We start from the raw sequence: 23,940 nt of genomic DNA on the forward strand, positions 1-23,940 counted from the left end.
GTTCCGTAACAGCGGGCGTGACACGACCACGACAGGCTCGTGACGGCGGGCTCCGAACTTCCCCGTCCGGGGCGGCATCGAAGGAAGTGTCCGGCAGGGAGCCGGGCAGCCGACCAGCCGCTGGGGAACCTCATGTCGAACCTTCGCACCCGCCGCCGCACCTCCGCCGTCGCCCTCGCCGGTGCCGCCGCGCTGATGGCCCTGCTCACCGCGTGCAACGGCAGTGCGACCGGCTCCGTCACCGCCGACGGCGGCACGGCCGCCCCGGCCGCCGGCGACGCCAAGGACAGCGGCTCGACGGACGCTTCCGCCGCCGCGTCGAAGGGGAGCACCGGCTCGGGGACCGCCACCGGCAGCAGCGGCAGCACGTCGGGCTCGTCCTCCTCCGGCGGCTCGTCCTCCGGCGGTTCCTCCGCCGGTGGTTCCTCCTCCTCGTCCGGCGGTTCCGCCGCGGGCGGTTCGGTCTCCGCCTGCCAGGCCTCGCAGCTCAGCGCCACCTGGGCCGTCGGCGACGCGGCCGCCGCCGCGGTCGAGGGCGACCAGCAGTCCGCCGTCGTGTCGCTCACCAACAAGAGCGGCCGCACCTGCACCCTGTACGGCTTCCCGGGCGTCGACCTGACCGACAGCAGCAAGCGGTGGTCGCTCACCCGCTCCAGCGCCACCCCGCAGCGGGTCACCCTGGCCGCCGGCGGCGCCGCCCACTTCACGATCACCTACCTGGAGTCGGACGACTCCGACGCGTTCTCGCCGAGCACGGTGTACGTCACCGCCCCCGACCAGCGGACCTCCTACGAGCTGCCCTGGCAGAACGGCCCCATCGTGCTCCAGGACGGCGCGACCCACCCGGGCACGTACGTCGGCCCCGTCGGCAAGTGACGCCCGCGCCGCCGGGGACCGGGGACCGGGGCTCACCCGTTCGGGGCAGGCCCCGTGGTGCCGGGCCGGGCGGGCCCGGATCGTCGTACCCATGAGCCAGCAGACGCATCCGGCACCCGCCCGCGGCGGCGGGTGGGCCAGTGGCGGGGTCGTGTTCGCGGGGATCCTGCTGCTGATGAACGGCGTCCTCGCCGTTCTCCAGGGCATCTCCGCGATCGCGGCCGACGACGTGTACGCCCGTGTCCACGACTACGTCTACAAGATCAACCTCACCGGCTGGGGCTGGATCCTGCTGATCCTGGGCGTGATCGCGGCCGTCGCGGGCGCCGGCATCCTCAAGGGCGCCGGCTGGGCCAGGATGCTCGGCATCTTCATGGCCGCGGTGAGCATGGTCGCCCAGTTCCTCTTCCTGCCGTACGCCCCGCTCTGGTCACTGATCATGATCGCCGTCGACTTCTTCGTGATCTGGGCGCTGGCCGTGTACGAGCCGGTGAAGTCCTAGGGCGCTTCTGGACGACAGCGCCCGGGCCGGCGGCGATAATCGCCCCATGTCACATCCGCCGGCACCCGGGACACCGACCGTCACGTGAACGTCACCGAGCTGCACGGGCGCCTGCTGCCCGACGTGCTGTCCGTCGGCGCCGTCTACCCCCTGGTCCTGAGCGGCGACCACGCGGCCCTGGCGCACGGTCTGGTCGACCGGGCCGGGCGGACCCTGGACGTCGCCACCCAGCATCCGGCGCCCATGCGGATGATCGCCGGGTCGGTCGCGTCCGGTCTGCGCGAACGCGGCTGGCACGTCGTGGTCCGGGAGCCGGACCCGCTCTCCGCGCGGCTCGTCGTCACCGACGCCGTCACGGAGGAGGAGTGCGAGGTCGACATCCTGAAGGAGGCCCTCTGGCAGCCGCCGGCCGGCACGGATCTCGGCCCGGTCCTCTCCCTGGAGGACGTGGTCGGCATGCGGGTGTGGGCCCTGACCGACCGCGGCCTGCCCAGCGACCTCCTGGTCGTGCACGCCGCCGCGGCCCGCTGGACCCTGCCCGACCTGGAGGACCTGGGCCGCCGGCACGCCCGGGACACGTTCGACCTCGGCGACCTCCAGTCCCGCCTCACCGCCACGGACTGGATCGACGACCGCGAGTTCACCGCCCACGGTCTCGACGCCGGTTCGGTCGACGGCCTGCGCCACTGGGCCCAGACCTGGGCGGACGACATCGCGGAACGCCTGATGGAGGCTCAGCCCCCGGAGGACTGAGCCCGCCCGGCCCGCTCCCGAGCCCGGTTGCGCCACCAGGAGAGGACCTCGGCGCAGAGCCCGGCGCCGATCAGCAGGATTCCCAGCAGGCAGAGCGCGGTGACGCCCCGGTCCACACCGCCGAACAGCATCACGTTCACACCGAGGGCGGGCAGGAACACCTCGGCCGCCCGCAGCCACCGGCCCCCGCGGGCGTGCCTCACCGCGGAGACCGTTCCGAGCACCAGTCCGAGCGCCGTCAGCGCCATCACCACTCGCATGGCCTCATGGTGCGGTGCTCGGATGACGAGACGGAGTCGTCAGGATCCGTCTCCGTCTCCGTCCCGTTCTCCGTCCCGTTCTCCGTCCTCGTCTCCGGCTACGTGGGAGGCAGGTACGGGTTGCCCCACGGCGAGCCCGGTGGCGGGATCGGCACCCAGTCGGGGCCGCGGTGCTCCAGCCACCATCTGCCGATGGTGTGGAACTTCGCCTCGAAGGCGTCGTCCCAGGTGAGGAAACCGGTGATCGGCGCCCGCAGACGGGTGCGGCGGCCGCCCGCCTCGTAGATCACCACGGTCCGGTTGCCCATCAGGGACTCGATCTGGACGGCCTGGACGTTCGACCACGGGATGGTTCTGCGGCGGAAGGCGCGCACCTCGGCCACCGACGGCGTGAGCGTGATCCCGGCGTTCCACGAGACGGCCACCCCCAGGGGCACCAGGACACCCCACATGACCGCCCACATGAGCACCGGCGGAGAACCGGGCCCGCGCAGTCCCCCACCCAGCAAGGTCAGGAACTGAAAGGTCATGACGATGAGGGCGGGTAGCACGGACAACAGCCGCTGCAACGCCGTCAGTCGATAACGGACATTCCCCAACGCCCCTGCCCCGACCTGCGCCTGCTCCGTCACTTCCAGCCCCCTCACGCCACGCGCAGCATGACGGACGGGGGAACGCGCTGTCCACACGGGCGAGAACACGAAGCGACCGGCGATCACCGGTGGCCTCGGCGGTCCGATGACGGCCGGGCGTGGGGCGGGGGCCACGACCGGACCGGGCAGGCCGTTCCTGAGGTCGTGACGCCGTTCGGTCCAGGGGCGACGGACCGTGTGCCGAGCGCGGAGCTGGCGGAGGGGGCGGGTACGTGTGAAGTGGTAGGTGCAAGGCCGTCGTCCCAGTGCCGGGAGTCGTGAGCGTCGTGAGTTGTGTGGCCATCGTGGGGGCCGGGCCCGGACTGGGGGCCGCCGTCGCGCGGCGGTTCGGACGGGAGGGGTACGACGTCGCGCTCGTCGCGAGGGACGCGGACCGGCTCGGTGCCCTCGCCCGGGAGATCGAGGGGCTCGGCGTCCGGGCCCGCGCCTTCGCCGCCGACGTGCGCGATCCGCTCGCCCTCGCCGACGCGCTGGGCCGGGCCGGTGCGGAACTCGGGACCGTCGAGATCCTCCAGTACAGCCCCGTACCGCAGCCGGACTTCATGCGGCCGGTGCTGGAGACCACGCACGCCGATCTGGTCGGGCCGGTCGAGTTCTCGGTGTACGGGCCGGTCGCCGCCGTGCAGCAGGTGCTGCCGGGGATGCGGGAGCTGGGGCGGGGGACGATCCTGTTCGTCAACGGCGGCACCGCCGTCATCCCGCACCCCGACCGGGCCGGGACCTCCATCGCCTTCGCCGCCGAGAGCGCGTACGGGCATCTGCTGCACGACCGGCTCGCGGGCGAGGGCATCCACGTGGGGCAGCTGGTCATCCCCGGGGCGATCGTCGCCGGGCACGCCCGCAAGGACCCCGAGGTGCTCGCCGAGACGCTGTGGGGGATGCACCGCGACCGGCACGGGTTCCGGCACTACGCCGACGACCTGGAGGGCTGAGCCCCCGGCCCGCGCCCCCGGCCCGCGCCCGTCAGGACCCCGGTCGGGCCGCTCTGCGTAAACATCATTTGTGCGTCAAGATGGTGTTCGGCCTGATTGCTCCTCAAAGGGGGCCAGTAAATGGCTGTGGAAATACCTCCTCTCCTCAAGCCGTCCACGCTCAGGCGCCGCGGCGGCCTGCTGGGCGAGTGCCTGGCAGAGTTCCTGGGGACCTTCGTCCTCATCTCCTTCGGTTGCGGTGTCGTGGCGATGGCGGTCGCGGCACTGCCCGGGTCGGGCCGCGCGGCCACCCCCACGACGATCTTCCTGGCCGCCGGCGACTGGCTCCTGATCACCTGGGGCTGGGCCCTGGCCGTCACCTTCGGCATCTACGTGGCCGGCGGCGTCAGCGGCGCCCACCTGAACCCGGCGGTGACCCTGGCGTTCGCCGTGCGGCGCAAGTTCCCCTGGGTCAAGGTCGTGCCGTTCTGGGTGTCCCAGGTGCTCGGCGCGCTCGCCGGGGCCGCGCTGGTCTATCTCGTCTACCACGACGCGATCAACGCGTTCGACGCCGCGTCCGAACCGCCCAAGGTCAACGGGAAGACCGAGGCGACCTTCTCGATCTTCGCCACCTTCCCGGCGCCGTACTTCCACGGCGGGACCTGGGGGCCGCTGATCGACCAGATCGTCGGTACGGCCTTCCTGGTGATGCTGGTCGTCGCGGTCATCGACCTGCGCAACACGGCCGTCGGCTCCAACCTCGGACCGTTCGTCATCGGTCTCGTGGTCGCCGCCATCGGCATGTCCTACGGCGCGAACGCCGGCTACGCCATCAACCCCGCCCGTGACTTCGGGCCGCGGCTGCTCACCTGGTTCGCCGGGTGGAAGAGCTACGCGTTCCCGGGAGACGGGGCGTGGTTCAGCGGCTACTGGTGGATCCCGATCGTCGGTCCCCTGATCGGCGGAGTGATCGGTGTGCTGATCTACGACCTGTTCATCGGCGACACCCTGCACGCCCGGCTCCAGCTGGGCGAACTGCCGGAACCGGGCCGCACCAGGCCGACGGACTGAGGAACGGGGTACGGGGTACGGAGCATCGCCGGGCGTGTGCCGGCGATGCCCTCGGTTCCGGGTCCGCCGGGCGCGCCGGGTGCCCGCCCGGCCCGGTTACTCCGGCAGGCCGAAGGGCACCCGGCCCCGTGCCCGGCCCCGTTCGTCCAGGAGCCGGCCCATCCGCTTCGGCGAGTGCAGCACCACCGACCGGTCCGCGATCTCCAGCGCCGGGAAGCGCTCCGCCAGTTGCGACTCGAAGACCCCCACCGCGGCCAGGCCGTGCAGCCACACGCCCAGCAGCAGGTTGTGCGGTCCGCTGACGGACGCGCACAGCCGGACCTGCTCCATCCGGGCCAGCGCGCCGCCCGTGCGGTCCAGTTCGCCGTGCGGGACGCGGGCGCGGTAGACCAGCGCGGCGGACAGCCCGGCCAGCGGGCGGGCCAGGTCGCAGCGGATGGTCACCGTGCCCTCGCGGAGCATCCGGCCCAGCCGGCGCCGGGCGGCGTGCTCGCCGGTGCCGGTGCGGGCGCCCAGTTCGGTCCAGCCGAGCCGGCCGTCCTCGGCGAGCGCCGCCAGCAGGGCCTGGTCCTCGGGGGCCGGACGGTCGTACATGTGCGTGCTGTACCCGGTGGTGCGGCCGTGTGTCCGCGGCGGTCCGAGGGCCGCCCGGTCGGCCGGTTCCAGGGCCCGGGTGCGCCAGTCGCTGCCCTCGCCGTACTGGGTGATGCCCAGCCGGGTGCGGACGGCGCGCACGCCCGGCAGCGTGCCGATCCCCTCGCGCACCGCCCGGCCGAGGGTGGGCAGGTCGGTGGCGACGACGCTGAGGAACAGCTCGTGGGTGCCGTCCGTCTCCTCGACGCTGAACACCCAGGGCAGCCGGGCCGCGGCCGCGCTCACCGCGGCGGCCGAACGGGGACGGCAGCGGACCTCGACGTAGCCGACGGTCGCGGTGCGGGCCGCGTCGTAGCCGGTGATCCAGGCCAGGCCGGAGTCCCGCAGCCGGGTCCAGCGGCGGGCCACCGTGGTCGCGTCCACGCCGAGGGCCCGGCCGATCCGGGTCCAGGGGGCGCGCGGGGCGGTCTGGAGGGCGTCGACGAGGGCCAGGTCCAGCTCGGCGAAGCCGGCACCGGCGCGGGAATCCGGTGGCGGGGACCCGTGGGCGTCGTTTTCCGGCGTTGTGGAGCGAAGTTCGGTCACGGGCCCGATCCTGATCCTGGACCCGACGGGCAAGCAACCCACCCACCCCTGGAGACGACGTCATGAGCACCAGCCCCCTCCTGACCGGCCTGCGCGAGCGGCTCCCCGAGCTGCGGGCGCTCTACGAGGACCTGCACGCGCACCCGGAGCTGTCCTTCCAGGAGGAGCGGACCGCCGGCGTGGTCGCGGGGCGGCTGCGGGAGCAGGGCTGGGAGGTCACCGAGGGCGTCGGCGGCACCGGGGTGGTGGGGGTGCTGGCCAACGGGGACGGGCCGGTCGTGCTGCTGCGGGCCGACATGGACGCGCTGCCGGTGCGGGAGGAGACCGGGCTGCCGTACGCGTCGAGGACCGACGGGGTGATGCACGCCTGCGGGCACGACATGCACGTGGCGTGGCTGCTGGGGGCCGCCGGTCAGCTGGCCGCGGTGCGGGACGCGTGGCGCGGGACGGCGGTCGTGGTGTTCCAGCCGGCCGAGGAGGTGGGCGGGGCGCCGAAGATGCTCGCGGACGGGTTCGCCGAGCGGTTCCCGCGGCCGGACGTGTGTCTGGCCCAGCATGTCGCGGGCGCGCCGGCCGGGCTGGTCGGGACCCGGGCGGGGGCGCTGATGGCGGGCGCGGACAGCATGCGGGTGACGCTGTTCGGGCGGGGCGGTCACGGCTCCACGCCGGAGGCGACCGTCGACCCGGTGGTGCTGGCCGCGGCGGTGGTGATGCGGCTTCAGACGATCGTCTCCCGGGAGGTGGCCGCCGGTCAGCAGGCCGTCGTCACGGTCGGGTCGATCCACGGCGGCACCAAGGAGAACATCATCCCGGACACCGTGGAGCTGAAGATCAACGTACGGTCCACCACGGCGGCCGTCCGGGAGCGGGTGCTGGCGGCGGTGGAGCGGATCGTGCGCGCCGAGGCCGCCGCCTCCGGGGCGCCGAGGGAGCCGGAGATCGTCACCATCGACTCCTTCCCGGTCACCCACAACGACCCCGCGGCGACCGGGGCGGTGCAGACCGCGCTGGCCGCCGAGTTCCCGGGGCTCACCTTCGAGCTGACGTCCCCGGTCCCCAACAGCGAGGACTTCGGCGCCTTCGGCACGGCCCTGGACGCGCCGTCGGTGTTCTGGTTCGTCGGCGGCGCCGACCACAAGCTCTACGAGGGCGTCGACCTGGGCGCCCTGGTGCGTGACGGCATCCCGCCGCAGATCCCCTCCAACCACTCCCCGCGCTTCGCCCCGGTCCCGGAGCCGACCGTCGAGACGGGCGTACGGGCGCTGCTCGCGGCGGCCGGCCACTGGCTGGCCCCCTGACCCGCCGGGGACCCGGTGGCGGCCGCTACGGGCGGGGCGTGTGCTGGTCGAGCGCCGGGCGCAGGTCCGCGCGCCGGCGGATGCCCAGTTTCTTGTAGGTGTGGGTGAGATGGGTCTCCACGGTGCGGCGGGCCAGATGGAGCAGGGCCGCGATCTCCCCGTTCGTGCGTCCCTCGGCGGCGAGTTCGGCGATCCGGCGCTCGCTGCCGGTGAGCGAGGCGGCGCCGGTACGGCGTCGGGGGGAGCGGGCGCCGCCCTTGCGCAGCACCCGTTCGGCGAGTTCCGACAGCCGTACGGCACCGAGCCGTTCGGCGTGTCCCGCGGCCTCCCGCAGACGGTCCCGGGCCCGGCTCGCCTCCCCGGCGGCGGTCAGCTGGCGGCCCAGCGCGATCAGCGCGAGGACCGGTTCGGTGCCGGCCGGGCCGCCGTCGCGCAGCAGCCGTACGGCCTCCTCGGTGAGTTCCAGGCCGCGGCGGCCGCCGGTCGCGGTGCCGAGTACGCGCAGGGCCCGGCCCACCGTGCGCGGGGTGTCCCAGATCCGGGCCAGCCGCAGCTCCTCCTCGGCCAGCGCGATGGCGTCCAGGGGGCGGCCGAGCGCCAGCCGGCACTCGGCGGCGGCCGACCGCCACGGGGTGACCACCGGGCTGATCACCTCGCGGGCGGTCTGGCGGCGGCCGCACTCCAGGAAGTCGTGCAGCGCCCCCGCCGGGTCACCGGCGGCGGCCCGCACCACTCCCCGCGCGTAGAGGAACCGGTTCAGCTCCCAGGATTCCGGTGACTCCCGCAGGTCCATCCCGGCGACCAGCCGCTCGGCCTGCGCGGTGCGGCCGGTGTCCACGAGGGCGATCAGGGTGTGCGCGTGGGTGTTGGTGGGGGTGACGGACTCGGGGAAGTCGGTGAGGTGGGCGTAGTCGGCGCGGGCCGCCGCGATGTCGGTACGGCTGTTGATCAGCGCCTGGTGCATGGGGTGCAGCAGGTCGGGGCGCTGCCCGGCCAGGCCCCGGTCCACCAGCCGGTCGGCCTCGTCGAGTTCGTCGGCCCACTGGGCGACCGTGGCCGCCGTGCCGACGAGGAAGGGCTCGGTGAGCGGGTCGTTGGGCTCGGCGAGCAGGGCGCGCAGGCTGCGCATGGCGTCCCGGGCCGAGACGAGGCCCGCGCCGGCCGCGTGCCGTACGAGCAGTGCCCGGCCGGCCGGGCCAACCAGTTCGGGGGTGCGTTCGGCGGCCTCGGAGAGCCGGCCGTAGACCTCCTGCCGTACCTCCTGGTCCTGGTCGGACAGGAGCGCGGTCGCGGTGTGCAGGGTGCGGGCCAGGTCGGGGTGGCCGTCGAGTTCGCCGTCCACCGAGCGCAGTATCTCGACGGCCTTGCGGGTGCGGCCGCGGCCGCTGAGCGCGGTGCCCAGCGCGACGGCGGCGCGCACCCGGTCCTGCGGGGCGGCGGGCAGCCGGAGCGCCTCGGCGAGGCGGGGGATCGCCGCGGAGGAGCGGGGCGCGGCGTACTCCAGGGAGCCCAGCTCGGTCAGCAGCCGCTGCCGCTGGTCGTCGGAGAGGGGTTCCTCCAGGGCGCGGCGCAGATAGCCGACCGCGTCGTCGGGGCGCTCGTCGCAGAGCGCCAGTTCGGCCGCGTCCTGGAGCAGGGGCAGTGCCCAGGGCGCCTGCACCGGGCCGGTGGCGAGGAGTTGCCGGGCCACCGACTCGACGGGGGCGTCCTGGTGCAGCATCGCCTCGGCGATCGCCAGGTGCACGGCGCGCCGCCGGGACGCGGGCAGCCCGGTGAGCACCGCGTCGCGCAGCAGCGGGTGCGTGTAGCGGGGGTGGCCGTCGGGGCCCTCGGTGAGCAGGCCGAGGTTGGTCATGGCGGTCAGCCAGCCGGCCACCCGGGTGGGGTCGGCGGCGGCCAGCTCGGCGAGGAGCGCGCCGAGGTCGTCCGCGGGCAGGGCGGTGTCCGGGTCCCGGTCCTCCTCCAGTACGGCGAGGGCGCGGGCCACCTCGGTGGTCGCGGGTCCCGCGCTGTCCAGCCACCAGCGCACGGCGGCCGGGTAGGCGCCCGGGTACAGCGCGGCCGTGGTGGTGGGCACCGCCGTGTGCCGGGTCCCGGCGAGGTCGTCCAGGAGGGCGCGCAGCAGCAGCGGGCTGCCGGCGGCGGCCCGCACGCAGTCCTCGGTCCACTCCCGGGTCGCGGTGGGGAAGGCGGCGCGGACGCGGCCGGCGGCGGCCTCGGGGGCGAGCGGGGCGAGGGTGTGGCTGCGGATCAGCGACGGCGGGATGGTGTGGGCGAAGCCGGGGGCCGGCGGGTCCAGGTCGTACTGGCTGCGCTCACTGACCACGAGGAGGATCGGTAAACGGTCGATGTGCCGGGCGGACTCGACGAGCCAGCGGTGCGAGGCCGCGTCGGCGAGGTGGACGTCGTCCACGGTGACCAGCAGCGCGGAGTCCTCGGCGTAGGCGCGCAGCACCCGCCAGAGCCCGGCGGCGGTGGACCGTTCGTCGCCGTCGATCGCGAGATCGGCGAACTCGGGCACGGGTCCGAGGAGTTGGAGGACGGTGGCGAAGGAGATGGCGGAGTCGGTGAGGGAGCAGCGGGCGCGGAGCGTGCGGATGCCGAGGGCGGTGGCCTGCCGGGCCGCGGCCTCCAGGACGCTGGTCCGGCCGGTTCCGGTGGCACCGCGGAGCAGCACGAGGCGGCCGTTGCCGGCTCTCGCGCGGTCGGCTTCCTCCGCCAACAGGGCTGCGGCGTCGGCGAGTTCAGAGGACGAGCAGGTCATTCCTGGCTCCTCGCGGTGCACTGGTTCGGTTTCGGGGGGTTAGAGGGAGCGGGAACGGGAGAAGTTCTTGGGGGCAGGGGTCCGCGCGGGGTTTGTTGCCGAGGCGGCACATTCGATACGGGCCGGTCACGCTCGCCGCGGTGCGCGCCCCCAGAATGTGGGGTCACCGCCTCCATCGCCAAAGGGGCGCGAACGGCGTCCGCCGGCCCGCGGCCCCTCGGCCGCCCGGGGCACCCTCCACAGCGCGCTCCCATTTCTCGTGGTCCCTGTCGTGGTGCTCCACGATTGTCACTGCCCCTTCGGTCACACCAGGCTGGGGTAATCCCGCCCGTCACGGTTCCCTCAGGGGTGACGGGCACGTGCACATAGGGGAAGCGGTTGGTCAGCAACAGCTCTTTCGCTGCGGTCGGGCGGACGCCAGTGACCGTGTACGCGCCGGACCCGATCTCCCGCGAGGGCGCGATCAGCCAGCTGCGGCGGCACCCGGAGATCGAGTTGCGCGAGGAGTCGGAGACGGGGCCGGGCACGGTGGCGCTGCTCATCAGTGACAGCCTCGACGAGCCCGAACTGACCCGGCTGCGCCGGGTGGTGCGCAGCGAGGGGGCGCGGGCCGTGCTCGTGGTCGGGGCGCTGCGGGAGACCGAACTGCTCGATGTCATCGAATGCGGGGTCGGTGCCATCGTATGGCGCCACGAGGCCACCGAGATCCGGCTCGTACAGGCCGTGTTGGCGGCCGCGAGGGGCGACGGGGACCTGCCCGCCGACCTGTTGGGCCGGCTCATCAACCAGGTCGGCACCCTGCACCGGAGCGCGGCGGGACGGCCGGGCGCGCCCGCCTCCGGGCTGTCCGCCAGGGAGGTGGACGTACTGCGGCTGGTCGCCGAGGGACTCGACACCGGTGAGATCGCCAGCAAGCTGTCCTACTCCGAGCGCACCGTCAAGAACGTCATGCACGGGCTGACGACCCGACTGCATCTGCGCAACCGGGCCCACGCCGTGGCCCATGCCCTCAGGGAAGGCTACATCTGATCGAACGGGCATCCGACACCGGACCCGCGGGCAGCAGGGTCTGCCCGGCCGTTCCTGCGGCCGCGGGCGGGGTGGAGGGCAGGATGGGAAACGAGTGCGGACAGGTCCATGAGGTGGTGAGTACGGCGTGATCCACGAAGTGGACCAGGTGCTGGAGAAGCTGCTGACCGGCGGTGCGCTGACCGGTTCCGGCATCGACGTCTCCTTCGACGCCCCGACCCGGGACTGGGCGGCCCGCCGCAACGGCCCGGTGATCAACTGTTATCTGTACGACATCCGTGAGGATGTGAACCGGCGTCAGCGCGGGCACATCGACATCCGTGACGAACGGGACGTCGTGGTCAGGCGCCGCCAGCCGCCGCGCTGGTTCCGGCTGTCGTACCTGGTGACGGCGTGGGCCAAGCGGCCCGAGGACGAACACCGGCTGATCAGCGCGGTACTGGCGACGCTGATCCCGAGAGAGCTGATCCACGCCGGCGAACTGTCCGGCTCGCTGCGCGAACTGGGGCTGACGGTGCCCCTGTCGGTCGCCGGCATCCAGAGCGAGGCCCGCTCCCTGGCGGAGATCTGGTCCGCGCTCGGCGGTGAGCTCAAGCCCTCCCTGGACGTGGTGTTCACGGCTCCGTTCCCGGCCTACCCGGAGTACGACGCCGGTCCGCCGGTCACCGAGGGTGCCGCGGTACGGGTGCGCGACGGGGTGGGCGAGGACGCCCCGGTGCTGGAGCAGCGGGCCCACCGGCCCGGTCAGATCGCCGAGGCCAAGGCCGCCCGGGGGACCCGCGCGTGACCGTGGACGTCTCCCTGGAGCCGGCCGCCCCGCTGCTGGCCCGCCTCGACGGCCTGCGCGAACGGGTCGCGGCCCTGGTCGCGCACCGCTCGGCCGACGATCCCACGGCCGGCGACCCGCTGCGCGGCCTGTACCTCTCCGACGAGGCGGTCTGGCATCTGCTGGACCCGGCCGGCACGGCGGCCGAACTCCCGGACCTGGAGCAGGACTTCCCGGACCGGCTGGCCGCGCTCGCCGCCCGCCTGCGCCTCACCCCGCTCGACACCACGCTCCTGCTCCTCGCCCTCGCCCCCGACCTGGACCGCACCTTCGAGCCGCTCTACGGCTACCTCAACGACGACGTCGGCCGCCGCCGCGCCACCGTCGGCCTCGCCCTCGACCTGTGCGGCGTCCCCGCCCACCACGCCGAGGCCCGCGCCCGCTTCCACTCCACCGCCCCGCTCGCCACGCTCGGCCTCGTCACCGTCGAGGAGCCCGAACGCCCCTTCCTCAGCCGCTCGTTGCGGGTCCCGGACCGGGTGCTGGCCCACCTCCTGGGCGACGACACCCCGGACGAGGCGCTGACGGGCCTGCTGCGGACGGTGACCGGCGACGGCGAACCCGCCGACGAGGAGTTCGTGGGGCTGCTGGCCGGGCGGATCGGCGCCGGGCCGCTCTTCGCCTATCTGCGGGAGCGGCGGGAGGGCGACGCGCTCGGCTGCGTCACGGGCGCGCTGCGGCGCGCGGGCCTGACGGCACTGCACTACGCCGGCTCCGAGGAGCACGTCCCCCAGGTGCTGCGCGAGGCCCGGCTCACCGGGCGCGCGCTGCTGGTCGACGCGGGCTCCGGCAGACCCGGCCCGCTGGTACGGGCGCTGGGCGTGGCGGCGGACGGCGTCACCGTGCTGGTCACCAGCCCGAGGCCCTACGACCCCCAGTGGTGCGACCACACCGACCCGCTCGTCCTGGAGGTGCCCTCCCGGCGCGCCGCCGCCCTGGACGCCTGGGCGGCCGCCCTGCCGGACGCCACGGGCTTCGATCTCGCGGCCACCGTCGCCCCGTACCACCTCAGCGGCGACCGGCTGGTCCGCGCGGCGCGGGCGGCCCGGGACCTGGCCGCCTTCGACGGTACGCCGCTGACCGCGGCGCACGTGCGGCTCGCCGCCCGCCAGCAGTCGGCCTCCGGGCTGGAGCAGCACGCCCGCCGTATCCGGCCCGCCGTCGACTGGCGGGACCTGGTGCTGCCCGAACGCCCCCTCACCGAACTGCGCGAACTGGCGCTGCGGGCCCGGCACCGCGACCGGGTGCTGGGCGACTGGCGGCTGAGCGCGGGCGGCGGCCGGGGCCGCGGGGTGCTCGGCCTGTTCGCCGGCGAGTCGGGCACGGGCAAGACGCTCTCCGCGGAGGTGGTGGCCGCCGAACTCGGCCTCGACCTCTACGTGGTGCAGCTCTCCTCCGTCGTGGACAAGTACGTCGGCGAGACCGAGAAGAACCTCGAACGCATCTTCACCGAGGCCGACCGCACCGACGCCGTGCTGCTCTTCGACGAGGCCGACGCGGTCTTCGGCAAGCGCTCCGAGGTCAAGGACGCCCACGACCGGTACGCCAACATGGAGTCGGCCTACCTCCTCCAGCGCCTGGAGGCCTTCGACGGCATCGCGCTGCTCACCACCAACCTGCGGGCCAACATCGACGAGGCCTTCACCCGCCGCCTCGACCTGGTGATCGACTTCCCGTTCCCGGACGAGGAGCAGCGGCTGGCCCTGTGGCGCCACGGTCTGGCCCACGTCCCGGGCGAGGAGCCCCTCGACCTCGGCCCGCTCGCCCGTGACTTCGAGCTGGCCGGCGGCTCGATCCGCAGCGCCGTCGTCACCGCCGCCTACCTGGCCGCCGGCCGCGGGGACCTCGTCACCGCGGCCGACCTCCTGGAGGGCGCCCGCCGCGAGTACCGCAAGGCCGGCCGCCTGGTACCGGGCACCTGGTGAACCGCTAGTCGTCCGACGACGGGTGGACGATCTGCCACTCCTGGTCGTCGGTGTTGGAGCAGTAGTACAGGGTGAGGTTGGTGTCGTTGGTGCCGGTGCTGAAACCGGCCACGTCCAGGCAGAGGTTGTTGCTGGCGAAGTTGCGGATCCAGTAGGCGCCGCTGGCCTGCTTGTCGATCCACCAGAGCTGGTTGTCAGCCTTGGTGCCCTTGCACTCGAACTCGGTGATCGGCGCGGACAGCCGGGCCGAGCCCTCGCCGGGCAGGTCCATGCAGAGCTGGTCCTTGACGTTGCGGATCTGGAAGAGGGCCGCGCTGCCGGGACCGCCCTTGGGGTAGAGCACCTCCAGGTTCCACAACTGGTTGTCGGAGGTGGTCTCGTTGCAGGTGTACTCGCGCACCGGGCCGTTGCTGGTGCCCTTGTCGTAGCCGGGGATGTCCGCGCACTTCTTGGTGGTGGTGTTGCGGAGCAGGATGTTCAGGGCCGGCACGACCGGCTTGGGCGTCTTCTTCTTCGTCGCCGAGGGGGACGGCTCGCCGCCGCCCGCCTGCGTGTCCGACTGCCCGCTGGTGTCGTTCTCCGGCTGCTGCACGACCTGGGACTGGGTGGGCTCCGGCGCGGCGGCGAGCGGCGCGCTGGGCGTCGGGCTCGGCGCGATGGAGCTGACGCCGGCCTCCTGGACCTGTTCCGTCGCCAGGCTCCTGAAGTTCGGTTTGTAGTTGAACCAGATCAGGGCGAAGGTGATGGCGAGGGCGAGGAGGGTGCCGAAGAGGGTGGCCAGCCAGCGGGGCAGGAAGCCGCGCTGGATGTACGTCCCGTCCACAGGCTGTGGATTGACCCCCGACCGCTGGACGGTGAGCTGGTACGGCCGCTGTTCCTTGGGCCCGAACCAGATGATCTTCCGCGGCTTGAGGGTGGCCTTGACGAAGGCGGCGCGGCCGGGCTCGATCTGGACGTTGCTCGGGTGGATGTCGTACGACAGCTGGTCGCCGTTGTCGTAGCCGCTGATGGAGGCGGTGAGTTTGGTGTTGCCCAGGTTGTCGACGGCCAGCTTGGGGCGGCCCCGGAAGCGTCCCTTGACCGTGGGCGGCACCAGCTCGGCGCGGACCTCGGTGAAGGGCGTGATGGTGATGTTGCCCTCGGGGACGGTGACGGCCTCGGGGTGCTCCGTGGGCGTGATGCGCACGGCGTACGGGTTCGCGCCGGCCGTCGCGTCGGAGGTCCGCGGCGGCGAGAACGTCAGGTCCACCGTGCCGGTGGTGCCCGGGTAGAGGCGGATCGAGCGCGGCTCGACGTCCGTCCAGGGGGCGAGCTGGCCCACCGGTTCGAAGTGGTACTCGTCGACCACGTCACCGGTGTTGCGCAGCCGCAGCCGTACCCGGGTCGTGGAGCCGGGGTCCACGGTCGCGGAGGCGGGTTCGAGGGAGGTCCAGAGAGTCATCGTGTCACACCGTCAGCTTGAAGGCTTCGAGCCAGAGAGTGTTGTCCCAGGTGCCCAGGGTGAGCAGGTTGGGGCGGGCGTCGCTGCAGGCCTGGTCGCCCCAGCCCACGTTGTGGACCTGGGCGTAGCCGCAGATCTGACCGGAGCCCACGTTGATGGTGAAGGTTTCCAGGTACGGGTCGTCCTTCTTGGTGCTGCCGATGTAGTTGTCCTTGCCGTCGGCCACGATCGCCGTCCAGTTCGGGTTCCACTTGCCCTGGCCGTTGGTCGACTGGGAGTCGTAGACGAAGGCGTTGCCCGCCGTGCCCTGGGCGCCGTACACCGCGACGTTGATGGCCTTGATCGGGAGGTTCTTGCCGACCGTGCCGGAGATCGTGCCGTCGCAGACGGGCTTCTGCCAGCCGGTGCCCTGGACGAAGGACCGGTAGCAGACGTGCCGTCCGGCCGGGTCGGAGGAGGCGAGCCGGTTCACGGCGGTCGCGGCCGTGTCCGCCTTGGGCTTGGCGGTGACGGTGGCCGTCGCGGCGGCGCCGCCGCCGCCACCGCCTCCTCCGTCGCCGCTGCCGGAGTTCCCGGTGTCCGCGACGGGCGCCGACGACGGCGTCACGCTGGGCGCCGGCGGCGGGGTCGGGGTGACCGAGGGGCTCGGCGCGATGGAGCTGACGCCGGCCTCCTGGACCTGTTCCGTCGCCAGGCTCTTGAAGTTCGGTTTGTAGTTGAACCAGATCAGGGCGAAGGTGATGGCGAGGGCGAGGAGGGTGCCGAAGAGGGTGGCCAGCCAGCGGGGCAGGAAGCCGCGCTGGATGTACGTCCCGTCCACAGGCTGTGGATTGACCCCCGACCGCTGGACGGTGAGCTGGTACGGCCGCTGTTCCTTGGGCCCGAACCAGATGATCCGCCGGGGCTTGAGGGTGGCCTTGACGAAGGCGGCGCGGCCGGGCTCGATCTGGACGTTGCTCGGGTGGATGTCGTACGACAGCTGGTCGCCGTTGTCGTAGCCGCTGATGGAGGCGGTGAGTTTGGTGTTGCCCAGGTTGTCGACGGCCAGCTTGGGGCGGCCCCGGAAGCGTCCCTTGACCGTGGGCGGCACCAGCTCGGCGCGGACCTCGGTGAAGGGCGTGATGGTGATGTTGCCCTCGGGGACGGTGACGGCCTCGGGGTGCTCCGTGGGCGTGATGCGCACGGCGTACGGGTTCGGGCCGGCCGTCGCGTCCGGGGTCCGCGGCGGCGAGAAGGTGAGCTCGACCGTGCCCGTGGTCCCCGGATAGAGGCGGAGCGTCCGTGGCTCGATCTCCGTCCAGGGGGCGATGGGCCCCACCGGTTCGAAGTGGTACTCGTCGACTACGTCACCGGTGTTGCGCAGCCGCAGGCGGACGCGCGTGCTGCCGCCCGGATCGACGGTCGCGGAGGCGGGTTCCAGGGAGGTCCACAGGCTCACCGTCCGGACGGTAGCGCCGAGTACCGAGCCCGCGCAGGAGGCATCGGGGCAGCTCCGGTGCCCCAAGAGGCAGTGCTGGGGCGCCGCCCGGCCCCGGGCCTAGGAGAACATGTGGTTCCAGTACATCGTCGCCGTGCGTCGCTGGAACTTCGCTCGCAGGGTCGGCGCGAACTTTCCCTTGCCGGCCTTCTCGTCGTACTTCGGATCCGCCAGCTCGGCCTCGATCGCCCTCAGCAGGCTCTGCTGGGACTCGCCCCCGTGCGCCGCGACGTAGCGCGACATCGACGTCCACGGGTTGCTCAACGGCGTGAACGGACGCGTCTCCTCGTTGGCCTCGGCCTGCTCCCTGGCCTTGCTGGACAGGGTGTTGTCGGCGTCCGTGTACTCCTGGCGCATCTCGGTCAGGAACCGGTTCTCGTTCACCAGGATGTTGTGGTACTCGACCAGGGCCCGCTTGGCGCCGGCCATGTCGACGTCGAACCCGGCCTGCACCTGCTTGAGATGCCCCATCTCGTGCTGGACGACCTGGTCGAAGGTGTACTTGGCGGGCGGATCGGCGTTGACCAGGATGATGCCGGACTCCCGCAGGTAGCCACCGCCGCCGGCCTGCTCGACCACGTCGCTGGCAGGGGTGTCCCCGTCCTGGCGGCCGTTGAGCGACGCCACGCTCTCCTCCAGCTCGGCGCCGGACAGGCCGATGACGTACCCCGGCTCGTACTCCCCGAACTTCTTGCTGGCGGCCACGCCCTTGGGCACCTTGACGATCTTCACGGTGCCTTCCGTGATGCCCAGCTGCTCGCGGACACCGTTCACGAACTCGCTGCTCAGTGTGCGCTGCACCGCCACCGGGCCCGCGGCACCGGGCACCCGGGCCGTGGCGGCGCCCGTCCCGGCGTCCGCCGGCATCCGCTGCACCTGGGGCGCCGGACCGTTCATCACCCTGCGCGCGTTGTCCACCGCATGGCGTTCACCCGAGTCGTTGACGTCGGAGACGCGCACCCCGGCACCGTTGTCCGTGCCGGGCACGGGGCCCTGCAACTGATCGTTGTAGTGCGTCAGTTCGTGGGCCCAGTCCTCCTTCGTCATGGTGTCGCCGACCACGATGTTGGGGCCTGTGGTGTACGCCTTGGCGCCGAGTTCCTTCGCCGACTCCTCGGCCAGCGAACCCGTGTGCACCCGTACGCCGCTGAAGTCCGCGCCGTCGAACCGGGATTCCATCTCCGACTGGAGCGACTTGTCCATGCTCCGGCCGGGGGACTCGATCACCCGGTGCACCAGGGCCTTGCGCTGCACCGCCGTGGTGTGACCGCAGCCCGCCCCGTGCTCGTGGAGTTCCTCGCCGGCCGTCTGCCGCTGCACCGCCGGGGTGTGGCCGCAGCTCGCGTCGTGCCGGTGGCGTGACGCCTCGACGGTGCGGGTCACCGCCGCGTTGCCCGCCGTCCGCTGGAGAGCGAGCAGCTCCGCCGCGGCGCCGGTCGCGCCGGTACGGCCGGCGTCGGCGGACGCCTCCCGCTCCGCCGGGCGGCGGACGACCCGCGGGCGGCCGGCCTGGTCGTGTTCCTCCTGCGCGTGCATGAACTACCTTTCGGCGACGGACGCTCATCCACAACTACGAGGACGGGACCGGGCGGACAAGGAGCGTTCGGGCAGTCCCGGGGGCAACGTCTCAGGACTCTCCGTCCGCCGGGGCCAGCACGTCGTGCGGGTCGGCCGGCGCGTGGCCGCCCCGCGCGGCGGTGGTCATCCGCCGCAGGGCCGGTTCCGGCATCCGGATCACCACCGGGTAGGTGAGCGTGTAGTCCTGCACCCCGACCGCCCGCGCCGGATCCCGCAGCGCTCCGGTGTGCCGGTGCCGCACCTGGGCCACGGCCCGGACCTGAAGGGTGAACTGCACCAGCATCGAGGCGGCCTTCGGTTTGCGCAACGGCACCGTGCCGGCGGCGCTGCCCGCGGCGTCGGTGGGGCCGCCGTCCCGGCCGTAGGTGATCGGGACGCTGTTCATGCCCGAGTAGTCGGCGCGGACCGGGCCCTCGCCGCCCATGATCCGCGCGGACCGGCCGTGGTGGGAGGAGTGCTGCGCGTCCGTGGCCGCCGGACGTCCCTCCGGACCGCTCTGCGCGACCGCCTCGAAGGTCATCTTGTCGCTCCGGCCGAGGATCTCGCCCTCGCGCAGCCGCGCGTGCAGGGAGCAGGAGATGTCCTGGCCCTCGACCCCGGACACGTGCACCGGCGGCAGCTGGGCGCCGGCCGAGGCCAGCAGCGGCAGCGCCGCCGTGAGCCACTCGGTGGACACCGCCTCCTGCTGGGCGTAGTGGGCCGCGTTCCCGGCCTTGCGGAAACCGCCGCCGACGTGCGCCTGGGCCATGGCCCGGCCGATCAGGTCCCGGATCTGCGGTGCGCCCCGGAAGCCGTTGACCTGGCACTCCAGGGGCAGTTCCGCGCCGTCCGCACGCCATGCGTCCAGGGCGGCCGGGGTGGCGTCGGGCCTCGGGTTCCCACTGGCCCGGGCGGGGGCCGCGGCGCGCTCCGGCCGGGCCCGGGCGAGCGCCCTGAGGTCGTTCTCCAGCGCGCGGTGCAGCAGGGACCCGTCGAGGTCCACCGACGCCAGCTGCCCGTCGGCGGAGCGCAGTTCGAGTTCCGCCTTGAAGGGGACCCGCACGTTCACCGAGTCGGGCTCGGTGTCCACGATGGTGCGCAGGCCGGTCTGGGTCCGGGCGCCCGCGGCCCGCTTGGTCGCCGTGTTCTTCCCGACGCCGGGGCCCGCGACGGCGCCCGCGCTGCCGATCAGGTCGTCGTGCGGCTTGCCGGCGCCGGTCAGCGAGGCGTCGACCCCGCTGGTGCTGCTCTCCTGGCTGCTCGTCGCGCGCTGGGAGTACGCGACGGTCGCGAACTCCATCTCCCGGTCGTTGCCGGAGGGGCCGTCCACCGTGCCGGCTCCGGTGCGGCGGACGTGGAAGACGGCCCAGTACGAGGTGGCCCGGCGGCCGGGGACGGAGCTGTTGCGCAGCAGCGCGACGGGAACGCCGCCGTCCATGGCCCCGGCGAGCAGCCCGACCGCGCCGTCCTGGTCCAGCACCCGCAGCAGCCGCTGCACGTTCTCGAACCGGTCGTCCAGCACCCGCGTCGGCAGGAGTTCCTCCGCGAGCTTGCGGTCCGGGACCGCCGCGCGCAGCCGGCCCAGCAGCGGCACGAAGTCGGGCAGGTCGCCGACCAGGCCGGCGCCGAGCGGGAGGTGGGCGGCGAGCCCCGGCACGCCGGACACGTCCCGCGGTGCCGGGGGCGGAGCGACCCGCGACTCCCGGCCGCCGGACCCCTCCGCCGCGCGCTCGGGAAGCCTGCCCTTCGGGTCCTTCGGGTCCGTCGCCTTCTCCGCGCTCTTCGTGGCCTTGCCGTCCTTCGGCGCGGGCCCCCACTTGGCCGCGGTCTCTGCCAGCGCCCGCTCCTGCTCCCGGGCCCGTTCCTCCGGCGTCCGCAGGCCCGCCTTGCGCAGCTGCGGCTCGGTGAGCCAGAGCCCGACGGAGCCAGGCACCGTCAGCCGCTGCGACCTCGCGTACGGGCCGTGGCCGTTCACCGTGACCTCGGCCACCATCCACGCGGACAGGTCGCACTGGACGAGGTAGAGCGGCCGGGAGCGCGGATGGACGGAGTTGCGTTCGATCGTGCCGCCGATCGTCGACGTGTCGGTGGTGGTCGTGGACGCGCCGAAGGCGGGCGACACGCTCTCGGCCAGCGACCACCCGTCGCCGCGCTCCGATCCGGTGCCGTTGAAGGTCACCGCCTTGGTCTTCGTCGCCGCGTGCTGCCCCGACGCCTGGTGGCCGCCCAGGACCATGTTCTCGACACCGGCCCCGCCCACCCCGCTCTGCTCCGGCCTGCGGTGCAGGACCCGCGGGTTGGTGAGGGCCAGCCGGGTGCCGACGGCGCCGTTCAGCGCGGCCATGCGCCGGGCGTGCCTGAGGTCGCCGACCACCCAGCCGGTGCCGACCGCCTGCCGCAGGGCCGAGGTGATGGACTCCGGGCCGAGCCGCTCCTCCAGCGCGAGCCGCGGGGCGAGCCCCTCCGCCTCGTACGCGGTGTCGCCGGGCTTGTCCCGGTCGCCCTTGCGCGCGGCCTGCGCGAGCAGCTGGTAGGCGAGCCGCTGCAACTGCCTGCCGTCGCCGACGGTCTCCACGAAGTCCCAGTCCCGCACCTGCCGTTCGCCGTCCAGGCCGGGCGCCCGGGTGAGCATGTCGTTGATGCCGGTGGCCTGGGAGGGCAGATGGAACCTGGCGGGCCTGGACCGCCGCCCGGTCGCCCTGCGGTGCTCGTCGGCGCCCACGGTGAGCGCGGCGGGCGTGCTCAGCTTCACGTCCTGCCCCTGCGTGGTCCCGTCGAAGTGCTGCGGCTCCTCGGCGTCCAGGTCGCCCAGGGAGGCGACGGCCCGGGCCTCGGGCTGCTCGCGGCCCGGGCTGCCGGGGGTGAGGGAGCGCTTGAGGGTGCGGTCCCGGGTGGTCATGGTGATCTTGGCGTCGAGCATCAGCCGGGTGCCGAACGTACTCGTCTTCACGTCACCGCTGTTGAGCGAGTCGTTGCGGACCGCGGGCCCGCCCTGGACCCGGCGCGCGCTCTCCACCGCGGCGTTCGCGACGACGCCGAAGGACAGCGCGCCCGGGATCAGCGTGAAGTTGGCACTGCCCTGCACACCGGCCCGGCGGCCGGTGGCCCGGCCGGTCTGCCCGCCCGAGGCGACGCCCGAACTGCTGCGCACCAGCCAGTTGTCGGTGTCGCCGAGATAGGTGAGCTCGCCGACCCGGCCGCGCACCCGGATCTGCACGTCGTGGGAGTGCATCGTGGTCTTCCGGCGCAGCCGCACCGGCACCCCGGCCCCCAGCAGCTGGTTCTTCTTCGCCCGCAGGTTGGCCTCCGACAGCACGGTGACCAGCTCCCGGTAGTTGCGCATGCGCGCCTCGGCCTCGTCCTTGTCCGGGGCCTCCCCCCGGATCCGGTCACCGGTGGCGAAGTCGGGCAGGTAGCCGCTGAGTTCGGGACTGGACGCGAACATCTGCTCCAGCGCCTCGACGAGGGGGCGCACGTCCAGGTGCGTGAGGGAGACGCTGTTGCCCACGGCGCCGAACGGCAGATGGCGCTCGGTCTCGCGCTCGGTCCCGTCGGGCGCGGTCTCGGTGGGCTTGCGGTACAGCGGGTCCGCCGTCGCGCCGTCCGGCAGCGGCAGCCCGATGTGCTGGGCCTCCTGGGCGCTCAGGCTGACCCAGCTGTCCAGGGTGTGCTCGGCCGTGCGCAGCGCGGGGTGCACCCGCTGGGCGGGGGACGCGGGCCCCAGGCCCTGGACGGTCAGCCGGACCCGGCCGAGGTAGAGCACCTTGTTGCCGCGGATCTCGGCGCCCTTGCGGGTGGCCACGGTCTGGTCGGACGACGAGAAGCGGGCGCTCTTCAGGGCGGCGGAGCCCAGGCCCTGGAACCGGGCGACCGGCGTGCCCGGGGGGCCGAAGGCGACCGCGGGACCGGCGCCGGCCATGGCGCTGCTGCCCTTGGAGGCGGTACGGCCCGCGCCGTGCGCGCTCTGCTGGTGGGTGCGCAGCTGGGTCTGCCCCGCGCCCCAGCCGGGGGCCAGGGAAACGATGTCGGCGCGCATCCGGTACGCGCTGGCCGAGCTGCCGTCCTTGGACTGGAGGTCCTCGCTGGGCACCCAGCCCGCCAGCAGCCGCGGCAGGTCCTGGAGCACGGTCGTGCTGGAGGTGGCCGCGAACAGCCGGGCCCGGCCGGGCGCGCCGGGCGCGGTCACCCAGGGCGCGAGCACCGAGGCGACCGTGTCGAACAGGCCGCCTCCGCCGCCGTGCGGGCCGCCGGAGTCCTCCACGGCCATCGCCGCCATGGACACGGACTGCCGTACGGAGGTGGCCTGTTCCTCGCTCAGCTCCGGCCCGGGGACGGGCCGTGCGGTGCCGTGCGGCACCAGGTGCTCGTGCGGGACCCGCATGACCAGGCCGCCGTCGCCGCTGGCGATGTGCCGGCCCCGCGCGCCGTGCTGCTTGATCCGCACGACGTAGCTCACCCGCCGCCGCGCGGTGACCGTGCCGCCGCCGCTGCGGAAGGTCCGGGGCTCGGACACGGTACGGGTGTCGTGCATGTCGTGGGAGGAGGTCAGGGCGGCTCCGGCGGCGATCTGCGCACCGGCCAGGACACCGGGCGCCGGCGTCGGGACCAGCACGGTGCCGGAGGCGCTGGTGCCCCACTGGCGGGTACGGACCGTGTCGGCGGCCATCGTGCCCGCCGAGTTGTGCAGATGGTCGACCTTGGTGTCGGCGTCCTCGCCCTGGGCGGTGTCCGCGAACGACAGGGCGGCCGCGTCCTCCCCGTCCCGCGGCCGGATGCAGACGGTGACGTCGTACGAGGTCCCCTTCGGCCCGGGCACGGCGAAGGCCCGCCCGCGGCCGTAGAAGGTCTCCGGGCGTCCCGCCAGCTCCGACTGGATGGTGTCCACTTCGGTGCCGGTCTGCCCGGTGACCCGGGTGACCTCCTCGGTGACGAAGGTGTGGCCGGTCAGCTCGGAGGCGGTGGACAGGCCCGCCGAGGTCATCGCGCTCAGGTACGGCGGCAGGGTGAGCGGCCGCTGTTGCCGAGCCGTGGTGGGCACCGGCGGCGGGGTACGGGTCGGAGCGGGCTGCCGGCCGCCCTCGACCAGGCCGGCCACCGCGGCGTTGCCCGCCGTTCGCTGCAGGTTCAGCATCTCCACGGCGGCGTGCTGGAAGCCGCCCGGCGCCGACGGCTGCTCGCGGGCGGGGCCGTCCGCCCCGTGCCGGCCGGGGCGCTTCTCCCGGGCACCGCCCGTCACGCCGTCGCCCGACACCGGATTCCGTGTCCGCCGCATCCCGCGCCCTCTCGTCCCAGCGGGACCGGAGGGCCCCGTCCGCGTCGTCCTGGTGGCGCGTGCGGGCGCCTGCGGCGGGAGGCAGCCCGCCTGGCCGTGCAGGGTAACGCGTGACCAGGAGGGGGCCACAAGGGGAAGGACGCCGG

Annotated in this window: 17 protein-coding genes; 9 read left to right on the top strand and 8 right to left on the bottom strand. The window is 73.7% G+C overall.

What is annotated here, in order from left to right; genetic code table 11:
- The first annotated feature begins 132 nt into the window (after window positions 1-132).
- The 3 genes from ACZ619_RS31195 (at window position 133) to ACZ619_RS31205 (ending at window position 2,131) form a co-directional block, all read left to right on the top strand.
- A complete protein-coding gene (locus ACZ619_RS31195) occupies window positions 133-876 on the top strand; it encodes a DUF4232 domain-containing protein (protein ID WP_469605960.1) in 744 nt (247 codons plus the stop codon).
- A gap of 91 nt (window positions 877-967) precedes the next feature.
- On the top strand, window positions 968-1,378 hold the full coding sequence (locus tag ACZ619_RS31200) for a DUF7144 family membrane protein (protein ID WP_469605963.1): 411 nt from the start codon (window positions 968-970) through the stop codon (window positions 1,376-1,378).
- An 84-nt stretch (window positions 1,379-1,462) separates the two neighbouring features.
- Window positions 1,463-2,131, top strand: a complete 669-nt coding sequence (locus ACZ619_RS31205; RefSeq protein WP_469605965.1) for a hypothetical protein — start codon at window positions 1,463-1,465, stop codon at window positions 2,129-2,131.
- Here ACZ619_RS31205 and ACZ619_RS31210 read toward each other — a convergent pair.
- Both ACZ619_RS31210 and ACZ619_RS31215 read right to left on the bottom strand, forming a co-directional pair.
- Entirely contained in the window at window positions 2,113-2,391 is a 279-nt protein-coding gene (locus tag ACZ619_RS31210) for a hypothetical protein (RefSeq protein ID WP_469605967.1), read from the bottom strand. The genes ACZ619_RS31205 and ACZ619_RS31210 overlap by 19 nt on opposite strands.
- A 98-nt stretch (window positions 2,392-2,489) precedes the next feature.
- Window positions 2,490-2,921 carry a hypothetical protein gene (locus ACZ619_RS31215; RefSeq protein WP_469605970.1) on the bottom strand — a complete coding sequence of 144 codons (432 nt, stop codon included), beginning with the start codon at window positions 2,919-2,921 and terminating at the stop codon, window positions 2,490-2,492.
- Window positions 2,922-3,310: 389 nt separating this feature from the next.
- On the opposite strand from ACZ619_RS31215, the gene ACZ619_RS31220 reads away from it, so the two are divergent.
- Both ACZ619_RS31220 and ACZ619_RS31225 read left to right on the top strand, forming a co-directional pair.
- Window positions 3,311-3,976, top strand: a complete 666-nt coding sequence (locus tag ACZ619_RS31220) for an SDR family NAD(P)-dependent oxidoreductase (RefSeq protein ID WP_469606116.1) — start codon at window positions 3,311-3,313, stop codon at window positions 3,974-3,976.
- Between the two features lie 120 nt (window positions 3,977-4,096).
- Complete coding sequence (locus ACZ619_RS31225) at window positions 4,097-5,026, top strand: MIP/aquaporin family protein (protein ID WP_469605972.1); 930 nt, start codon at window positions 4,097-4,099, stop codon at window positions 5,024-5,026.
- Window positions 5,027-5,122: 96 nt separating this feature from the next.
- Here the strand turns inward: ACZ619_RS31225 and ACZ619_RS31230 are convergent, their stop codons facing one another.
- On the bottom strand, window positions 5,123-6,205 hold the full coding sequence (locus ACZ619_RS31230) for an Lrp/AsnC family transcriptional regulator (protein WP_469605974.1): 1,083 nt from the start codon (window positions 6,203-6,205) through the stop codon (window positions 5,123-5,125).
- A gap of 62 nt (window positions 6,206-6,267) precedes the next feature.
- Here ACZ619_RS31230 and ACZ619_RS31235 point away from each other — a divergent pair, with 62 nt between their 5' ends.
- Entirely contained in the window at window positions 6,268-7,503 is a 1,236-nt protein-coding gene (locus ACZ619_RS31235; RefSeq protein WP_469605977.1) for an amidohydrolase, read from the top strand.
- 25 nt (window positions 7,504-7,528) lie between these two features.
- Here ACZ619_RS31235 and ACZ619_RS31240 read toward each other — a convergent pair whose 3' ends face one another.
- Window positions 7,529-10,267 carry a LuxR C-terminal-related transcriptional regulator gene (locus ACZ619_RS31240; protein WP_469605979.1) on the bottom strand — a complete coding sequence of 913 codons (2,739 nt, stop codon included), beginning with the start codon at window positions 10,265-10,267 and terminating at the stop codon, window positions 7,529-7,531.
- 378 nt (window positions 10,268-10,645) lie between these two features.
- On the opposite strand from ACZ619_RS31240, the gene ACZ619_RS31245 reads away from it, so the two are divergent.
- The 3 genes from ACZ619_RS31245 to ACZ619_RS31255 all read left to right on the top strand — a co-directional run bounded on the left by ACZ619_RS31245 (window position 10,646) and on the right by ACZ619_RS31255 (window position 14,047).
- Window positions 10,646-11,296 carry a helix-turn-helix transcriptional regulator gene (locus ACZ619_RS31245; protein ID WP_469605982.1) on the top strand — a complete coding sequence of 217 codons (651 nt, stop codon included), beginning with the start codon at window positions 10,646-10,648 and terminating at the stop codon, window positions 11,294-11,296.
- Window positions 11,297-11,423: 127 nt separating this feature from the next.
- Window positions 11,424-12,083 (top strand): Pvc16 family protein, encoded by a 660-nt coding sequence (locus ACZ619_RS31250; RefSeq protein WP_469605984.1) that lies wholly within the window; start codon window positions 11,424-11,426, stop codon window positions 12,081-12,083.
- The gene (locus ACZ619_RS31255) at window positions 12,080-14,047 is read left to right on the top strand and encodes an ATP-binding protein (protein ID WP_469605987.1); all 1,968 of its coding nucleotides are present in this window, start codon (window positions 12,080-12,082) and stop codon (window positions 14,045-14,047) included. The genes ACZ619_RS31250 and ACZ619_RS31255 overlap by 4 nt, the downstream gene beginning before the upstream one ends.
- 4 nt (window positions 14,048-14,051) lie before the next feature.
- Here ACZ619_RS31255 and ACZ619_RS31260 read toward each other — a convergent pair whose 3' ends face one another.
- The 4 genes from ACZ619_RS31260 to ACZ619_RS31275 form a co-directional block, all read right to left on the bottom strand.
- Window positions 14,052-15,488: an RICIN domain-containing protein gene (locus ACZ619_RS31260; protein WP_469605990.1), complete on the bottom strand. Its 1,437-nt coding sequence runs from the start codon at window positions 15,486-15,488 to the stop codon at window positions 14,052-14,054.
- Window positions 15,489-15,492: 4 nt separating this feature from the next.
- Entirely contained in the window at window positions 15,493-16,926 is a 1,434-nt protein-coding gene (locus tag ACZ619_RS31265) for a hydrolase (RefSeq protein WP_469605992.1), read from the bottom strand.
- A 99-nt stretch (window positions 16,927-17,025) separates the two neighbouring features.
- Complete coding sequence (locus ACZ619_RS31270) at window positions 17,026-18,501, bottom strand: eCIS core domain-containing protein (RefSeq protein WP_469605994.1); 1,476 nt, start codon at window positions 18,499-18,501, stop codon at window positions 17,026-17,028.
- A gap of 91 nt (window positions 18,502-18,592) precedes the next feature.
- A complete protein-coding gene (locus ACZ619_RS31275) occupies window positions 18,593-23,773 on the bottom strand; it encodes a hypothetical protein (RefSeq protein ID WP_469605997.1) in 5,181 nt (1,726 codons plus the stop codon).
- Window positions 23,774-23,940: the final 167 nt, after the last annotated feature.

The organism is Streptomyces sp. NPDC104367, assembly GCF_055583825.1.